This is a genomic window from Streptomyces sp. NPDC006925 (assembly GCF_042869575.1).
Lineage (GTDB): Bacteria > Actinomycetota > Actinomycetes > Streptomycetales > Streptomycetaceae > Streptomyces.
The window spans coordinates 79,710-93,307 of the sequence record NZ_JBIAGB010000002.1; the positions used below are offsets into that span (position 1 = coordinate 79,710).

Sequence of the window (13,598 nt, forward strand, 5' to 3'; positions counted from 1 at the left end):
GGAGGCCGGTGCGGCCGTGACGGAGGCCGGGACCGGCCCGCACACCGCGGCGGGGTCGGACCCGCAGGGGTGGACGGGCACCTGGGTGGCCGAACGGCTCGGGGTACGGCTGGAGGACGAGGGGCTGCGCGGGCTCCTGGGCCTGGCACTGCGGCGCAACCCCAAGCGCGCCCATCTGCTGGTCTCCACCGTCCTGGGCAAGCATGTTCCGCAGCGCCCCTCGGCGGTCCTGGGCGCGGGCCGCCGTCTGGGGGAGCGGGTGCGTGAGCGGCTCGGTGCGGCGGAGGCCGCCCGCTCCGTGGTGCTCGGCTTCGCGGAGACCGCGACCGGACTCGGACTCACCGTCGCGCACGGCATGGGCAGCCGGGCGAGCGCACTGCACTCCACGCGGCGCCCGGTGCCGGGGGTGGCCCGGTACGGCGGTTTCGAGGAGGAGCACAGCCACGCCACCTCGCACCTGCTGCTGCCCGAGGACCCGGACGCGCTGCGCACCGACGGGCCGCTGGTGCTGGTGGACGACGAGCTCTCCACCGGCCGGACGGTGCGCAACACCGTCGCGGCGCTGCACGCCGTCCACCCCCGCGACCGGTATGTCGTGGCCGCACTGGTCGACACGCGTGGGGGCGCGGACGTGGCGGCGCTGGAGAAGTTCGCCGCCGAACTGGGCGCCCGCATCGACGTGGTGGCGCTGGCCGCGGGCCGGGTAGGGCTCCCCGACGACGTGCTGGAGCGCGGCCGGGAGCTGGTCGCTGCGCACCGCGACGCACCGCACCCGGCACCGCCGCCGGAGGCGCGGGGCGCCGTGCGCCGGGTGGAACCGGGCTGGCCGCAGGGGGTTCCGGACGGCGCGCGGCACGGCTTCGGGCCGCGCGAGCAGCTCCGCCTGGAGGCCGCGTTGCCGGGCATGGCCGCGCGGGTGCTCTCCGCGCTGGACTGCGTCGGGGCGGCGCCCGCGGACGGCGCGGCTCAGCCGGACGGCCCGGACGGCGCGCCGCCCCGCGTCCTGGTCCTCGGCAGCGAGGAGCTGATGTACGCGCCGCTCCTGCTCGCGGCCGAGCTGGAGCGGCGCACCGAGGGGCGGGCGGAGATCCGTTTCTCCACCACGACCCGCTCGCCCGTCCTGGCCGTCGACGACCCCGGGTATGCGATACGCACCGCGCTGCGTTTCCCCGCACACGACCTGCCGCACCACGGCGGACCGGCCGGCACGGACAGTACGGACAGCGCGGACAGCGCGGACAGCGCGGACGACGGGACCGGCCCGGACGGTCCGCACGGCCCCGTCGAGCGCTATGCCTACAACATCGCCGGCCAGGGCTTCGACGCCGTCGTCGCGGTCGTGGACAGCGTGGGCGACACCCCCGCGCTGCACGCCCCCGGAGGGCTGCTGGACCAGCTCGCCGGATGTGTCCCCGAGGTGGCGTTGGCCGTCGTCCCCTCCTACGTCCCGGACGGCACCGGCCCGCGCCTTCCCGCGCCGCTGCACGGCCCGGCCTTCTCCTCGTACGCGCACGACGAGGTGGCGTGGCTGCTGCGCGATCTGTCCGACGTCGAACTGGAGGCGCCCACCGAGGAGCGCGAGGAGGCCATCCAGGCGGGCGGCGCGCACTACGCGGAGTCGCTGCCCGTGGAGTACCAGCCGTCCGCGGAATACCAGCGGCTCTTCCACGACGCGCTGGAGTCCGCGGCCGAGCGGCTGGCCCGCGCGGTCGGCACCGTCACCGACACGGTGCTCGCCGAGCGCGGGCCGCGCCCCGTGCTGGTCTCGCTGGCCCGGGCGGGTACGCCCGTCGGGGTGCTGATGCGCCGCTGGGCGCGCTACGCGCACGGTCTGGACCTGCCGCACTACGCCGTCTCGATCGTCCGCGGCCGCGGCATCGACACCAACGCGCTGGCCTACCTGGCCGCCCACCACGACCCGGCCGATGTCGTCTTCGTGGACGGCTGGACGGGCAAGGGCGCCATCACCCACGAGCTGGCCCGGGCCCTCGCCGCGCACCCCCGGTTCGACCCGGAGCTGGCGGTGCTGGCCGACCCCGGCTCCTGCGTGCGCACGTTCGGCACGCGGGAGGACTTCCTCATCCCCTCCGCCTGCCTCAACTCGACTGTCTCCGGACTGATCTCCCGTACCGTGCTGCGCGCCGACCTGGTGGGCCCGCACGACTTCCACGGCGCGAAGTTCTACCGCGAGCTGTCCGGGAGCGACCTGTCGGGGCACTTCGTGGACACCGTCTCGGCGCGCTTCCCCGCGGTCCGGGCGGACGCCGCCCGGGACGCCGCGGCGGCGGCCTCCGCGGACCGCACACCGACCTGGGCGGGCTGGCGTGCCGTGGAGGAGATCAGCGAGACGTACGGCATCGGGGACGTGAACCTGATCAAACCGGGCGTCGGTGAGACCACCCGGGTCCTGCTGCGCCGCGTCCCGTGGCGCATCCTGGCGCGGCGCGGCGCGGGCACCGACCTCGACCACGTACGGCTGCTGGCCGCCCAGCGCGGCGTGCCCGTCGAGGAGGTCGACGCGCTGCCCTACCGTTGCGTCGGCATCGTCCACCCCCGCTACACGCGCGGTGCGACCGGCGCCGACGGGAAGGCGGCACGATGACACCGGCGACACCGGACCCGGGCATCGGCATGGGCACGGCCGCAGGTCCGGACAGCGGCACGGACGCGGGCCCGCACCGGGGCCCGGGACCGGTCCCGGGCGCGGGAAGCACCCTGGTCGCCAGCGATCTGGACCGCACGCTCATCTACTCCGCCGCTGCGCTGGAACTGACCATGCCAGACGCCCGGGCACCCCGGCTGCTGTGCGTCGAGACGTACGAGAGTCGTCCGCTGTCCTTCCTGACGGAGGACGCCGCCCGGCTGCTGACCGAGCTCGCCGACCGCACCGTCTTCGTGCCCGCCACCACCCGGACCCCCGAGCAGTACCGCCGGGTGCGGCTGCCCGGCCCGCCGCCCCGCTACGCGGTCTGCGCCAACGGTGGCCACCTGCTGGTCGACGGGGTGAGCGATCCCGCGTGGCGGGAGCGGGTGCGCGAGCGGCTGACCGCGTGCGCCCCGCTCGACCTGGTCCGCGCCCATATGCTGCGGCAGGCCCGCCCCGAGTGGCTGCTCAAGGAGCGCGTCGCGGACGGACTGTTCGCCTACCTGGTGGTCGACCGGGCGCTGCTGCCCGGCTCCTGGGTCCGGGAGCTCGCCGACTGGGCGGGCCCGCAGGGCTGGAGCGTCTCCCTGCAGGGGCGCAAGGTCTACGCCGTGCCGAACCCGCTCACCAAGAGCGCCGCCGTCGCCGAGGTGGTCCGTCGGGCCGGCACGACGCGGACCTTCGCGGCGGGCGATTCCCTGCTCGACGCCGATCTGCTGCGCTTCGCCGACACGGCATGGCGCCCCGCACACGGCGAACTCGCCGACAGCGGTCTGCGACTGCCGCACCTGCGGGTGCTGCCCGACCGCGGCGTCCTGGCCGGAGAGGCCGTACTGCGCGGGATGGGCTCCGCGCTGGCCGAGCCGACCGGAACGGAGTCGGTGACGGCTCAGCCGGTCACGACAGACCCGGTCACGACAGACCCGGTCACGACAGACCCGGTCACGACAGAGCCGCTTACGACGAAGCCGAGCGGGCCGGAGCCGAGCGGGGCGCCCGCGGTGGTGCCGGAGGGGTGACCCGGCCCGGTCAGCGATCGCCCCGCTGCCCGCCGTCGCCGCCCCTCTCGACGTCGGCGTCCTGCTGCCCGCCGTCGCCGCCCGGATCCGGCTCGTCCTCCCCGCCGGAGGCCCCGCCGTCCTCCGCGCCGCCGAAGAGCGAGGCCCGGCGCCGCAGCTCCTCGCCCCGCAACCGGGCACGGGTCCGCTGCTCGTTCCGGTCGTGCTCCCGCCGGGCACGGGTGACCTCGTCCACATGGCGCTGCTGCCAGTACGGATTGTCGTGCGGCAGGGCGCTGCCCACGCGCCCGTACATCCCGAAGACGAGCAGCAGCAGCCCGACGACAAAGCTGAACAGCACGTTCTGCAGCTCGAACGCGAGCATGTTGAAGCTCGTCTCCAGCAGCGCCAGATTGACGAATCCGCTGAGCAGGAACAGGCCGCCGAAAGTGATGTTGAGGCTGGAGGCGAAGTTCCCGCCGCGCACCATCCCGGCGAACAGCAGCAGGCCCACGACGACGGAGAGCACGCTGAGCGCGCCGTTCGTGCTCAGGCCGCCCACCTGGTCGCCACCGGTGTCGAAGAAACCGATGTTGTCGGTGAGGCCCAGGATGCCGAAGAGCGTCAGGATGACCCCGACCAGGGCCGAGCCCAGGCGATAGATCCGGCTCAGCTTGTGGTGCACCGGCATGTGCTCGTCCAGGGCCCGGCGCCCGCGCGGCAGCACGCGGCGAGGGCGGGAGGCACGGGCGGGGGACGGCGACGCGGCCACGGGGACCCCCTCGGGGCGGCTGGAAAGCGCTCGGCTGTCCCCTCCAGCATCAGCCCGCTGCGACCCCGCCTCAACAGCGACGCTCGGTGACGGCCCGGGCGCTCCTGGCGCGGCCCGGCAGCTCAGGGGGCCGGGGTCCGCCGCCTCAGTTGCCCGACGCGCGCTCCTGGCGGATCTGGTCGACCACCTGCTGCACCGTCTCCTTGACCGCGTCCAGCTCGGTCAGCAGGTGCCAGTAGTCCGGGTGGCGGCCGGTGAGGGAGGCGACCGCGCGGTCCACCCGCTCCACCGCGTTGTCCAGCGGCTGCGCATGCCGGGGATCAGGGGTGGCGCGCCCGGCCATCGCGAGCCGCTGCGCGTCGCGGATCGCGAAGCGGGTGCGTTCGACCTCGCGGCTGTGGTCGAAGGAGACCTCGTTGAGCCGCTGCAGCCGGTCCCCGGCGGCCTTCACCGCCTCGTCGGTGGTGTTCAGCAGCGCCCGTACGGTCGACAGCAGCGCCGTCGCGTCCGGCCAGCGCTGCTCCTCGCGGGCCGTGCGGGCCTCCCGCAGCTTCTCGCCGGCCTGCCGAGCCGAGCGCTCCGCCTGCTGCGGCACCTGCTGCAGGTCCTGCCAGCAGGCGGCACTGAACCGCCGCCGCAGTTCGCTGAGAACCGGCTCCACCTTCCCGGCCCGGTTCTGCAGTGCCTCGGTGCGGGTGCGCAGGGAGGCGATCCGCTTGTCGATGTCGGCCGCCTGCTGCGGCAGCCCCTCGGCCTGCGCGCGGATCGCCTCGGCTTCCCGTACGACCTGGTCCGCGCGCTGGACGGTCTCTTGAACCCCGTGGGTACCCGCGCCCTCGTTGAGCTTGGTCAGCTCGGGCGAGAGCGCCGCCAGCCGCGCCGCGAGGTCGTCGGCGCGCAGCCCCTCGGCCCGCACCGCGTCCAGCGCGTTGCTGGCGCCCAGCAGCGACTGCCGGGCCCGCTCGACGGCGGGTGCGAGGCGGGCGAGCTGGTTCTCCGCGCTGCTCAGCAGCGGGCCCAGGCTCTGCGCGAACCGGTCCAGGTCGCCCTTGGCCCGCTCCAGCTCGCCACGTGCCCGGTCCAGCTCGGCGCGGGCACGGGAAGCGGCGGCGCCGTCCAGGTCGTCGCGGTCGAGGTCGTGGGAGTCGACCGCGGTGATGTAGTCGTGGCTCACGCTGTCGATGCGCCTGCCGAGCTCGGCGAAGTCGGCCGCGGCCTTGCGGCCGGCGGGCGAGCTGTCGACGGCGCTGATGGTCTCTATGGAGATGCGCAGCTCGCGCTGGGCCGTGTCGAGTTCGTAGAACGCGGCGGCGGCGGAGTCCTTCGCGGTCTGCGCGTCGGCCCGGAGCTGTTCCGCGCGGCCACTGCCCCAGCCCCAGCGGCGGATTCCACCGCCGTTCATCGCCGTCACGTAACCTCTCCCCGTATGTGCCTGTGACTCCTGGACCGGTGCTCATTCTCCCACCTGGGCTCAACGAACACACGAGCTGATTCGTTCGCGGGGTGCTCCCGCACCTCACGTTTGCGTGGTCTGCCACCAGGCAAGGTACGCTGTCGACCCGCACGTGCTCCGGGCGCATAGCTCAGCGGTAGAGCGCCTGCCTTACAAGCAGGATGTCACTGGTTCGATCCCAGTTGTGCCCACACCATAGACGCAGGTCAGGGGCCCACCGACAAAAGTCGGCGGGCCCCTGACCTGTTCCCGGGCAGCAGGGCCGCCGCCTCTTTGGTCGTCGCCCGGTCACGAGCGGGGCCGGATGGGGCGGCCGCGGCTGCGTCGGACCTTCTCCGCGTTCACACCGTGTCCGGTGGGCCGGTCGGCGTGGTCTGCCCCACGGCACTGTGGTGCATCCGGCGGCCGGGCCTGCAGCCGAACCGCGTGCGCCTTTTGTCGGATCGACCGGCACGGCCCGGTCGCTGCCGGTGATCTTCGAGGGCCGGCGGCTCGGTTTCGGGCAGCACGCTGCCGTCGCCAGCGGTCAGGGAGTGCCGCGGCGCCGGTCTGCGCGTTCACCGATGGGCGGCCAGTACTGCCGCGAGACCTTCTTGCAGGTCCTTGACGAAATGTTCGGGAACCTCCAGCGACGGGAAGTGCCCGCCGCTTTCGGGTGCGTTCCAGCGGACGATCTGCCGGTACCGCTCCTGTGCCCAGGGGCGGGGACTCTTCTCGATGTCGCGGGGATACATGGTGATCGCTGACGGGACGTCGACCCGGAGTTCGGGATCGAGCGAGTTGTGGCTCTCGGAGTAGATGCGGGCCGCCGATGCGCCGGTCCGCGTCAGCCAGTACAGGGTGACGTCGTCGAGAATGCGGTCCCGCGACATCGTCTCGAAGGGGCTGTCCTCGGTGTCCGACCATTCGGCGAACTTGTCGAGGATCCAGGAGAGGAGTCCGACCGGCGAGTCGACGAGGGAGTAGCCGATGGTCTGCGGCCGGGTTGCCTGCTGCTTCGCATACGCCGCGCGGTGGCGCCAGAAAAGGCGGGTCTCCTCGGTCCAGGTGCGCTCGACCTCTGTCAGTCCGTCCGTCGTCAATCCGGGCGGTGCCTCCGCGAACGTCGTGTGGATGCCGAGGACGTGTTCCGGGAACCGGCCGCCGAGGACCGTGGTGATGTTGCCTCCCCAGTCGCCGCCGTGGGCTGCGAAGGTGCCGTAGCCGAGCCTTTCCATCAGTTCCACCCATGCGGCTGCGATCTTCTCGGTTCCCCACCCGGTGGTGGTCGGCCTGTCGCTGTAGCCGAAGCCCGGGAGGGAGGGGGCCACGACGTGGAACGCCGGCGCGTCCGCGTTCTCCGGTTCCGCCAACTCGTCCACCACGTCGATGAACTCGGCGATGCTGCCCGGCCAGCCGTGCGTCACGATCAGCGGCGTGGCGTCTGCGCGCGGGGAGCGGCGGTGCAGGAAGTGGATGCCCAGACCGTCGACGGTCGTGCGGAACTGGCCGATCCGGTCGAGCCGCGCTTCGAACGCCCGCCAGTCGTATCCGGTGCGCCAGTAGTCCACGACATCGACGAGGTCGGTGAGGGGGACGCCCTGTTCCCAGCGGCCGGGGCCGGGCGCGGCGCGCTGGACCGTCTCGGGCTCCGGGAGCCGCGCCGCGGCCAGCCGTGCGCGCAGATCGTCGAGGTCGGCGTCAGGTGCGTGGGCTTCAAATGCTTCGACGTCGCTGGTCGGACGGGGCATGAGACCTCCTGGCCATTACGGAACCGGCTAAGACGGTTCTAGCATGGCGGCGCATCGACCTGCAACCGGCTAGGGTGGTTCCATGCGCGCTGGGTTCCCTGACTTCCGCCTCGGCAATGTGCTGGCCACCAGCTTCACGGCGACTCTGACGGAGCGTCATGGCGACGCCGTGGAGCGCATTCCCACCCCGCAGCGGCTCGTCGACTGGCTGGCGGTGTACGGCCTCGCCGTGGACTCCTGCACCACCGCCCAACTCGAACTCGCCCGGGAACTGCGGGAGTCGATCGATGTCGCCGCGACGGCGGCCGCACTCCAGGAGGCTCTCCCCGCATCCGCCGTCCACGTCATCAACGGCTGCAGCGCTCAGGGGCGGGCTGCCGCGATCCTCACGCCCGAGGGCAAGCGGCAATGGCAGCTCAGTTCGGCTTCCCGCGTGGAAGATGCCCTCGGGGTGATCGCCGCCGACGCGATCGAGATCATCGCCGGTGAACGAGACGGAAAATTGGCCTTGTGCGCATCACCGACCTGTCGGGCCGCCTTCTTCGACGCAAGTCAGAGTCGCACCCGTAAATGGTGCGACATGAACACGTGCGGGAATCGTCAGAAGAAGGCGCGCTTCCATGCCAGCCGGCGGAAACACTCCGGATCGGCGGAGTGAGCGTCGCTCGGTCCATCGGCGGAGCGTGCCCCGTCCTGCGGCGCCCTGACCGGGCCAAGAGCGTCGGCAGAACGGCGCCGATGTACGGGTGAACGACGCGCACTTCGTCGTTCGGCGCGGGCGTGGCGCGGGCGTGGCGCCGGGGTTGGGGGCCGGGCTGAGGCTGAGGCACGGGTCCCACCGGGCCACAGGTCCTAACGGGCCACAGGTCCCGTTCGGGCCACTGGGCCGTGTCTGACGATTCGCGTCGTTGCCCGGAGGGTGGCCTCGCAACGCCGGGTGCATGCTCGCTCTGTGCCGGGCGTGGGCCTTCGTACTGGGTGAACTCGGGTCTGCGTCCGGTGCGACGCCATGCACGCACTCTCGCCTCAAGGACACCGATCCGGCCGAGATCCTGCGCGCCGTCCACCTCGTGGCCTCCGGCCCGCCCATGCTCCACCCCCACGGCCGCCCGTCGCCTCATCGACCGCTACCACCACTCCGGCCGCCCCCGGGCCGCCGCCCGCGCCCGCCTCGACGCGCTCACCCCGCGCAAGCACGACGTCCTGGCCCTGCTCGCCCGCGGCGACATCAACGGCGGGATCGTCCTCGCCGCATGCGCGAAAGCACCGTCAAGGCCCACGTCAGCCGTATCCTCACGGCCCTGGATGTCACCGAACGCGGCCAGGCGGCGCTGCCGGCCCGGGACGCGGGGCTCACGTGAGGTTCGCCCGGGCCGAGGCGGTACGGGCGCGGGCGAGGGGACTCACCGCCGCCCGCCCGACGACGAGGGCGTCTTGAGGCGCGGCTCACGCGCGGTACCCGGCGTCGCCGCCCTGCCCGGTCGGCCGTCGAGCGGGGACCGTCTCGGCCGGGCCCCGCGGCTCGCCCTGTCGAGGGGCGGGCCGCGGGACCGTACCGCGGAGCTGCGGCCGTTTTCAGCTTTGCCGCACGGTGGTGGCCCCGACCACGGGCTTCTCCGCGGTCACCGTGAGGTTGCTGAGGAAGCGTCCATCCGAGTTCGGCACGTAGGCGTAAGTTCCTCTGCCGACATCGTGCTTGAGGATCACGGTCCGCAGGTATCCCTGGTAAAGGAATGCCTTCTTGCCGGCCGGGACGGTGAAGCTGATCGATTCGGTAGTCGACTTGTTGTACTGGGCGGTGAAGGAAATGCTCATACCCAATTGCATGGACGCCTTGACGACTTCGGCGCTGACTTCGACCGAAAACGTGGAGGAGAAGGTGATCGTGGAGCCTACGCTGAATCCTTCGGTGACGGACCTGATGTAGGTGGCCGAGGCGGTCGACTGCGTATTGTCGATGGAGCCGATGTTCTGTAGATCGGGCGCATACAGGACAACGGCGAAACGCTCGTCGGACCCCGACTCGTAGACCACGGACTGGTCGAACGTGTCCTTGGTCGCACTCGGTCGCGCTTGGAAGATCGTCACCTCGTCCTCGTCGTTGGGCTCGGGAGTCGTGGCGGGTACCGCGCTCTTGTTCACCATTCCTGGATCCTCCGTCTCGGTGTCGAATTCTGAAACAGTACCGGGAATGTGCTACGGAAAGAGATTCCTGTCGTCCTTCACCTGATCGATTACCCGTGTTCTGTTGGGCGGATCGGCATCCACATCGTATACCGAAGGGTAGACGATGGAACGGGAATAGAACTCCATGGTGGTGTCATGCCTGATCTCCGACTTTTTCTCCTTGTATCTCTTGACTTTCAGGTGCCACTTGATCGAGATGACTCCGAGCCCGGTGTTCGTGCCCGAAGCCCCTTGTCCGCTCGGCTCCTTCACCAGGAAGAGGAGGAGTTCGCGGAGTTTCCCCTTGTTCGCCTTGGTGGTGTCGTAGTCCGCTTCGCTCTCGTCGGTGTACGGGAGGACCTCGGACGAGACGAAGGCCTCCAGGTCCTCCTTGCTGACACCCCCCGTCACAGCGGTGTGAGCCATCAGCGCGTTCTTCTTGAACTGGTCCTTGACGGCCTGGGCGGACGAATACCTTCCTTCGTATTTCTCCTTGCGGTAGTTCGCCAATCCCCATCGCCGGTCGCTCTGCTCGCCCTTCCTGCATTCGGGTCTCCGGTTCTTCACCTCCATGCTCTGCAACTTGTCGAATCGCCCCTCGTTGACGAGTTCAGCCAGATAGCCGGCGCATTTCCCGGCCACCCGGTCGGTGCCGGGGATCCATGTCGCGGCACCGGCCGGAGTGATACCGCTCTGCGCCAACTCCGCAAGGAACTGGATGCCGGACGGATTGCTCCTGGCGAACTGCTCGACGAAGTCCGGGGCCTCCACGGAGACGCCGGCCAACTGGCTGATGAACTCCCTGCTCTGGGGGTTCTCGTCCAGCAGGTACTCGTAGAAGGAGGCCGCTCCCTCGTGCCCGAAAGCCTCGCGGGTGGTGTAGCTCGTATCGGAAGGGGAGATGCCGCAGACCGCAGAAGCGAAGAGCTGGGCTTCCTGCGGCGCCGCTTGCTGAAAGTCCTCTTCAAAACGCCTGCCAATGAAGAATGCCTGATTTTCCCCGCCGTTCGGCAGGTCATTACGGACCTGCTCGATGAACCGCTCGAGGTTTTCATCATCGGTCAGCTCACAGGTCAGTCCGATCGCATGCAAATTATCCTTGAGTGACTGGACCGAGGCCTTCGTCGGTTGACCCTTGCTGATGTCCAGAGGTTCCTCAAATACATCGTTCGGCTCGCCTGGACCGTCTGAAGCACTCATTTTTCCTCCTCCTTCTCCGCAGTGACCAGGGTCACCCTATGTCCCAGAGCGGCCGAAAGATCCCAAAAAAACCTTTCTCCGTTCGATTCACGCGAACGGATGGAATTGACATCAGTCGAGTCGAATCCGTGCACCCCGGCGGGACGCGGATTCGATCAAAGGGACTCTTGGCCGCTTCTGATAATTGATCTTGTGGTTGGTCGTGGTGAGTTGACGGATGCGGCGTGGGAGCGGATAGCGCCGTTGTTGCCGGGGGCGGATGGTCGTGGTCGTCCGTGGCGGGATCACCGGCAGGTGGTCAACGGGGTGCTGTGGCGGTTGCGGATCGGTGCTCCGTGGCGTGACCTGCCGGAACGCTATGTGCCGTGGCAGACCGTCTATGAACGTTTCGCCCGCTGGGAGGCGGACGGAACCTGGGCCCGTCTGCTGGAGGAGGTCCAGGTCCGTGACGACGCGGTCGGGGCGGTGGCGTGGAGGGTCTCGGTGGACTCGACCGTCAGCCGGGCCCACCAGCACGCCGCCGGAGCCCGTGAAAGGGGGCGCCTGGCGGGGACGAACTGGAAGATCCGGCATCTGCGGCGGCTCGCCAGGCACTCGGCCGCTCCCGCGGCGGACTGACGACCGAGGTCCATCTCGCCGCCGACGGCCGGGGCCTGCCTCTGGCCGTCGTCGTCACGCCCGGACACATCAACGACTCCACCGTCTTCGACGAGGTCATGGATGGCTTGAGGGTGCCCCGGGCCGGACCCGGGCGGCCCCGTTGCAGACCGAGGCGGTCACCGCGGACAACGCGTACTCCTCCCGGGCGATCCGCCGGACCCTGCGGCGCAGGGGCACCCGGGCAGTGATCCCACAGCGGTCGGACTGGAAAGCCAACCGTGCGCGGCGCGGACAGCGCGGCGGCAGGCCACCCGTCTTCGACCGCGAGGTCTACAGGGCCCGCAACGTGGTCGAACGCTGCTTCAACCGCCGCGAGCAGTTCCGCGCGATCGCCACCCGCTTCGACGAACTCGCCGCCCGATACAAGGCCGGAGTCCACCTCGCCGCACTCATCCTCTGGCTCCGCGAACGCGAACCCACCCGAGATCCTTTGTCAGACAAGACCCGGGCCCCGCTCGAGAGCGTAGTGGAGCTGTCCGCCCACAGCGGGCGGTTCGACCGGTGCGTTGCGAGGTGGAAAGGCCGTCCGCGGGAGCCCGTCCGCAGGGAAACGACGCAGGTTCCCGCCGGGCGCCGCCGGGCGCCGCCGGCCCGGCCTGGTCGGCGGGTCGTCGGCTCGGGGGCGGTCGGCGCCGGGGGAACCCGGCGGCCGACTCCCATGGCGTTGCGGTGTCACTCGCGGCCCCCACCTGCCCGGAGCGCCGGCCCGTCGAGGCCACCGTCCGGATCGCCTCCTGTGCGCAGCCACTCCGGCAGCAGCCGCTGCACCCCGGGGAGTGCCATGACCCGCGCCAGGCCCCCGGCGACCGTGAGCGATCCGGCGACCCACGGCAGGGATTCCGGGATGCCGGACGCCTCCACGAGCGCCGGCAGCAGGACGGCCAGGGCCACGGCTGTCTGGAGGACGGTGCGTATGACGCGTTTGGTGTCCACCTGCATCGGGTCACTCCTCCGTGGTGAGTGCGTCCGCCAGCCTGTCGAGGGCGGCCCGGGCGCCCGCTTCGGCCGCGGCCTGGATCTCGGCGGCGGTCAGTCCGCCGCCTTCCGCGAGTTTCGCGAGGACGGCGTCCCGGGCCGCGCCCTTGGCGGTCAGTTCGGCGACCGCGTTCTCCAGCCCTTTCACGCGGCCCCGGGTCTCCCGTGCGACTTCGCCGATGTGGATGAGGACGCTCTTGGGCTTCCACTCGGGGTTGGTGTCGCTGCCCCAGGGCACGGTCATCTGGCCGTCGAGTTCCCACACTCCGTCGTAGAGGTCTTTCTGGCTGGGCATGTCGTCCTCCTGGCTGCCCGTCGCCCAGGCGCGCATCGCCGCGCGGCTGTCGAACCGGGCGAGATTGGTGTCGATGGGGTCGCTGGTGTACTGGTGGAGCAGCCACGGGTGCTGGATGCTCGGCTGTCCGGGGCGGCCGTTGTACTGGGCGATCCACAGCCCGTCGCCCGCGAACGAGGACGTGTCGCGGTTCAGCCAGAAGTCGACGTTGCAGTAGAGCAGGACCCGGTGTCCGCCCGCCTTGCCCTGCACGTATCTGATCCAGGCGTCCTTGTCGGCCGAGGAGACGCCCGAGTCCTCCCAGTCGAGGGCGAGGACGTCCCCGGCGCGCAGGTTGATCTTCGAGAGGAAGTAGTCGGCCTGCGCCTTCATGCTGCCGGGTCTGACGAAGTGGTAGAAGCCGGTGACCAGCCCGGCGTCCCGGCCGGTCTGCCGCTGTGCCACCCACTTGGGGTTCGTGTAGGACGTCCCCTCGGTGATCTTGATGATGACGAAGTCCAGCCCCCGCGTGCCGTAGTTCTCGGACTGGTACGACGCCACGTCGATGCCCTTGATGTGATCAGCCATCGTCCGCTCCCGGGCCCGGCGCATAGGTGATATTGCGGACTTTCCCGCGAATCGACCGATCGAAGCTCCCAGGAGCGCCTCTTCCTGTCCGATCCGGAGGAAACCGCCCTGGTGCGGCTGGTCCACGGCGGTGGCCGA

Annotated in this window: 10 protein-coding genes, 1 tRNA gene and 2 pseudogenes; 6 read left to right on the forward strand and 7 right to left on the reverse strand. The window is 70.8% G+C overall.

The window, feature by feature from the left end; translation table 11 throughout:
* Positions 1–16: 16 nt before the first annotated feature.
* Both ACFYNS_RS03040 and ACFYNS_RS03045 read left to right on the forward strand, forming a co-directional pair.
* Positions 17–2,602 carry a phosphoribosyltransferase gene (locus ACFYNS_RS03040; RefSeq protein WP_388600854.1) on the forward strand — a complete coding sequence of 862 codons (2,586 nt, stop codon included), beginning with the start codon at positions 17–19 and terminating at the stop codon, positions 2,600–2,602.
* 29 nt (positions 2,603–2,631) lie between these two features.
* A complete protein-coding gene (locus ACFYNS_RS03045) occupies positions 2,632–3,663 on the forward strand; it encodes an HAD family hydrolase (protein ID WP_388600856.1) in 1,032 nt (343 codons plus the stop codon).
* A 10-nt stretch (positions 3,664–3,673) separates the two neighbouring features.
* Here the strand turns inward: ACFYNS_RS03045 and ACFYNS_RS03050 are convergent, their stop codons facing one another.
* Both ACFYNS_RS03050 and ACFYNS_RS03055 read right to left on the reverse strand, forming a co-directional pair.
* Positions 3,674–4,414, reverse strand: a complete 741-nt coding sequence (locus ACFYNS_RS03050) for a DUF4383 domain-containing protein (protein WP_388600385.1) — start codon at positions 4,412–4,414, stop codon at positions 3,674–3,676.
* Positions 4,415–4,559: 145 nt separating this feature from the next.
* Entirely contained in the window at positions 4,560–5,816 is a 1,257-nt protein-coding gene (locus ACFYNS_RS03055; RefSeq protein WP_388600858.1) for a hypothetical protein, read from the reverse strand.
* Between the two features lie 170 nt (positions 5,817–5,986).
* Between ACFYNS_RS03055 and ACFYNS_RS03060 the strand changes: the two genes are divergently transcribed.
* Positions 5,987–6,058, forward strand: a tRNA-Val gene (locus ACFYNS_RS03060).
* Positions 6,059–6,424: 366 nt separating this feature from the next.
* On the opposite strand, the gene ACFYNS_RS03065 is transcribed toward ACFYNS_RS03060, so the two are convergent.
* On the reverse strand, positions 6,425–7,597 hold the full coding sequence (locus ACFYNS_RS03065) for an epoxide hydrolase family protein (protein ID WP_388600388.1): 1,173 nt from the start codon (positions 7,595–7,597) through the stop codon (positions 6,425–6,427).
* An 82-nt stretch (positions 7,598–7,679) separates the two neighbouring features.
* Between ACFYNS_RS03065 and ACFYNS_RS03070 the strand changes: the two genes are divergently transcribed.
* The gene (locus tag ACFYNS_RS03070) at positions 7,680–8,255 is read left to right on the forward strand and encodes a CGNR zinc finger domain-containing protein (protein ID WP_388600390.1); all 576 of its coding nucleotides are present in this window, start codon (positions 7,680–7,682) and stop codon (positions 8,253–8,255) included.
* Positions 8,256–8,622: 367 nt separating this feature from the next.
* Positions 8,623–8,958 (forward strand): annotated as a pseudogene (locus ACFYNS_RS03075) (LuxR C-terminal-related transcriptional regulator); the annotation flags it as partial.
* A gap of 214 nt (positions 8,959–9,172) precedes the next feature.
* Here the strand turns inward: ACFYNS_RS03075 and ACFYNS_RS03080 are convergent.
* Both ACFYNS_RS03080 and ACFYNS_RS03085 read right to left on the reverse strand, forming a co-directional pair.
* Entirely contained in the window at positions 9,173–9,742 is a 570-nt protein-coding gene (locus ACFYNS_RS03080) for a hypothetical protein (protein ID WP_360298674.1), read from the reverse strand.
* A gap of 51 nt (positions 9,743–9,793) precedes the next feature.
* Positions 9,794–10,963, reverse strand: a complete 1,170-nt coding sequence (locus tag ACFYNS_RS03085; RefSeq protein ID WP_360298677.1) for a lectin — start codon at positions 10,961–10,963, stop codon at positions 9,794–9,796.
* A gap of 192 nt (positions 10,964–11,155) precedes the next feature.
* Here ACFYNS_RS03085 and ACFYNS_RS03090 point away from each other — a divergent pair.
* Positions 11,156–12,062, forward strand: a pseudogene (locus ACFYNS_RS03090) (IS5 family transposase); the annotation flags it as partial.
* Positions 12,063–12,295: 233 nt separating this feature from the next.
* On the opposite strand, the gene ACFYNS_RS03095 reads toward ACFYNS_RS03090, so the two are convergent.
* Positions 12,296–12,562, reverse strand: coding sequence for a hypothetical protein (locus tag ACFYNS_RS03095; RefSeq protein ID WP_388600393.1), 267 nt, complete (start codon positions 12,560–12,562; stop codon positions 12,296–12,298).
* A 4-nt stretch (positions 12,563–12,566) separates the two neighbouring features.
* Complete coding sequence (locus ACFYNS_RS03100; RefSeq protein ID WP_360298683.1) at positions 12,567–13,460, reverse strand: glycoside hydrolase family 25 protein; 894 nt, start codon at positions 13,458–13,460, stop codon at positions 12,567–12,569.
* Positions 13,461–13,598 lie beyond the last annotated feature (138 nt).